This is a genomic window from Microbacterium sp. 69-10 (assembly GCF_001897945.1).
Classification (GTDB): domain Bacteria; phylum Actinomycetota; class Actinomycetes; order Actinomycetales; family Microbacteriaceae; genus Microbacterium.
Genome location: NZ_MKRT01000019.1, coordinates 134959 through 138151 on the forward strand (window position 1 = coordinate 134959; position 3193 = coordinate 138151).

Sequence of the window (3193 nt, forward strand, 5' to 3'; positions counted from 1 at the left end):
CCTACTCCTGAGGAGCACGCATGCCGCTGTGGAAGATCCACGGTGACGGTCGCACCGTCGCGCCCGACGCCGTCGTCCGCCCCGAAGAGCGCCTGAACTGGCCCGCCACCATCGCGATCGGCGTGCAGCACGTCATCGCCATGTTCGGCGCCACGTTCCTAGTGCCGATCCTTACGCACTTCCCGGTGCCGACCACGCTGCTGTTCAGCGGCGTGGGCACGATCCTGTTCCTGCTGGTCACCCGAAACAGGCTCCCCAGCTACCTCGGCTCGTCGTTCGCGTTCATCGCGCCGGTGACGGCAGCGACCGCCGCCAACGCGACGGGCGCCAGCGACGGGATCGGCTCGGCTCTCGCCGGCATCGTCGCTGTCGGCATCCTGCTGGCGATCATCGGCGTGGTCGTGCACACCGCCGGCGTGAAGTGGGTCGACCGCTTCCTGCCGCCGGTGCTGGCGGGCACCATCGTCGCGCTGATCGGGTTCAACCTTGCCGGCGCCGCGCACGGCAACTTCGAGAAGGCTCCGATCACCGCGACCTTCACCCTGGCCGTCACGATCCTGTTCGCCGTCGTGTTCCGCGGATTCCTGGGTCGCATCTCGATCTTCCTCGGCGTGATCGCGGGGTACATCTTCGCCGCGTTCCGCGGCGAGCTCGACTTCAGCGCGGTCGACAAGGCCGCCTGGGTGGGACTTCCCACCTTCCACCTGCCGGACTTCGTCAGCCCCGGCACCTGGGCGGTGATGGCGATGTTCCTGCCGGTGGTGCTGGTGCTCATCGCCGAGAACGTGGGTCACGTGCGCGGCGTCGCGACCATGGTCGAGGACCCGAAGATCAATGAGAACACCGGAAAGGCTCTGATCGCCGACGGCATCTCGACCACTCTCGCGGGCTTCTTCGGCGGCTCGGGAACCACGACCTACGGCGAGAACATCGGCGTCATGGCGTCCACGCGGGTGTACTCGACCGCGGCGTACTGGGTCGCCGGCGTCACGGCCATCCTGCTGAGCATGTCGCCGAAGTTCGGCGAGGTCATCAACTCGGTTCCCGCCGGCGTGCTCGGCGGCGTCACCACCGCGCTGTACGGACTGATCGGCGTGATCGGCATCAAGATCTGGGTCGACAACAAGGTCGACTTCTCCCGCCCCGTCAACCAGTACACCGCGGCCGTGGCCCTGATCATGGCCGTCGGAGGCTTCCAGATCACCGGCGACAACGGCTTTGTGCTGGGCGGCATCGTGATCGCCACGGTCACGGCCATCATCATCTACCACGGCGGCAACGCCATCGCACGGCTGCGCCGGACCGGCGCCGACGACCCGAAGCCCCTCGCGGCCGTGGGGGCGCTCGGCGGCGACCCCGAGTCCTGAGTCCGGCCTGAAGGGTCTCGGATGCTGCGCACAGCGGCATCCGAGGCCCTTCGGCGTCTCCGGCACCCGGCGCGCCGCTCGGTCAGGACCACGCCGTACGTCGTGTCCCAGCACCGGCGGGCGCCGTCACTCCGAGAGCAGCCCTCCCACCGGCTCGCCGAGCCCGTACTGCAGATGCACCCAGCGTCGCGCCGCGTCGATCGGGAAGGATCCGTCCGAGGCCGCATAGCGCCCGGCGATGCCCTCCAGGAGGGTGCGCAGCATCCCCTCCTCCAGCGCGGGCCCGGTCGTTCGCGACCGGGCCCGGGTCGCGTTCGGGTCGCACTGAAGCTCAGACTGCGGGCGCCGACCCGCGCACGACCAGTTCGGTCGGCAGGATGGTCAGCGGCGCCGGGCGGCGCCCGGCGAGCACGTCGATGATCATGCCGGCGAGCATCTCGCCCTGATGGAACATCGGCTGGCGCACGCTGGTCAGATCGGATGCCGCGGCCAGGGCGGAGTCGTCGAAGCCGATCACCGCCACGTCCTCCGGGACGCGCAGCCCTGCCGAGCGCAGCACGCCGATCGCTCCGCGGGCCATCAGATCGCTGGCGATGAAGATCGCATCCGGCCGCTCGGCCTGCTCGAGAAGCCGTGCCGCGGCGTCCGCCCCGCCCTTCTCGCTGAAGTCGCCGTCGACCTCGCCCGCGGGCTCGAGTCCGGCATCCGCCAGCGCGGCCAGGAAGCCGTCGCGCCGGTCGATGCTGACCGACATGGTCATGGTGCCCGTGATCGTCGCGATGCGACGGCGTCCGAGCGCGATCAGATGGGCGACCGCATCGCGGGCAGCAGCGACGTTGTCGACGTCGATGATGATGTCGCTCTCCTGCGCGTTCGACCGGCGACCGCCGAACACCACCGGCACGGCGTCGGCGATGCTCCCGACGAACGAGTCGCTGGTGTGGTGCGACACGATGATCGCGGCGTCCACCCCGCCGTTGCGCACGAAGCGCACCATCTTGCCGCCCGGGTCATCGCTGGCGATGAGCAGGTTGAGGATGTAGTCCGAGTCCGCCAGGCGCGCACTGATCCCGGCGACGACGGATGCCAGGAACGGGTCGCCGAAGAAGCGCGTGGTGTCCTCGGGGACCACCAGCCCGATCGCGTACGTCTGCCGGCTGGCGAGGGAGCGGGCGGCACGGTTGGGCGCGTAGTTCAGCTGGGCGATGGCCGTCTGCACGGCGGAGAGCGCCTCGGGGCTGACCGCCGTGGAGCCGTTCACGACTCGGGACACGGTCGAGCGCGAGACGCCGGCGAGCGCGGCGACCTCTTCGATCGTGGAGCGGGGCATCATCGTCTCGTTTCGCCCTTCGTCTCGCTTCGCTCGCTCAGGAACCGGTTCCTGGACTCGCGCAGCCCGACGGAGGAGGGTCAGATCGCCCGGGCGGCGATGATGCGAGCGTACTCCCGTCCGCTCTCCTTGACGGTGCGCCGCTGGGTCTCGTAGTCGACGCGCACGATGCCGAAGCGCTTGGCGTACCCCCAGGCCCACTCGTAGTTGTCCATCAGCGACCAGTAGAAGTAGCCGCGCACGTCGACGCCCTGTTCGATGGCATCCAGCGTCGCCGCGACGTGGGCCCGAAGGAACGCGACGCGATCGGCATCCGCCACCTCGCCGTCGCTCTCGACCACGTCGTCGTAGGCGACGCCGTTCTCGGTGACGTACAGCGGCACGGCGCCGGAGTACTCGTCGGCGACGCGGCGGAGCAGCCGGGCGAGGCCCTCGGGCTGCACCTCCCAGCCCATGTCGGTGCGCGGCAGGCCGCGCTCGACCCAGTGGATGTCCT

General features: G+C 69.8%; 4 protein-coding genes. 1 reads left to right on the forward strand and 3 read right to left on the reverse strand.

The window, feature by feature from the left end:
- Nucleotides 1-20: 20 nt before the first annotated feature.
- Nucleotides 21-1367, forward strand: coding sequence for a solute carrier family 23 protein (locus BGN97_RS08165; RefSeq protein WP_292699916.1), 1347 nt, complete (start codon nt 21-23; stop codon nt 1365-1367).
- Nucleotides 1368-1493: 126 nt separating this feature from the next.
- Here BGN97_RS08165 and BGN97_RS08170 read toward each other — a convergent pair whose 3' ends face one another.
- The 3 genes from BGN97_RS08170 to BGN97_RS08180 form a co-directional block, all read right to left on the reverse strand.
- Nucleotides 1494-1631, reverse strand: coding sequence for a hypothetical protein (locus BGN97_RS08170; protein WP_292699917.1), 138 nt, complete (start codon nt 1629-1631; stop codon nt 1494-1496).
- A 67-nt stretch (nt 1632-1698) separates the two neighbouring features.
- Nucleotides 1699-2700 (reverse strand): LacI family DNA-binding transcriptional regulator, encoded by a 1002-nt coding sequence (locus BGN97_RS08175; RefSeq protein ID WP_292699919.1) that lies wholly within the window; start codon nt 2698-2700, stop codon nt 1699-1701.
- 77 nt (nt 2701-2777) lie between these two features.
- Nucleotides 2778-3193: family 1 glycosylhydrolase (locus BGN97_RS08180; RefSeq protein ID WP_292699920.1), on the reverse strand; the 416-nt coding region annotated here is incomplete at its 5' end.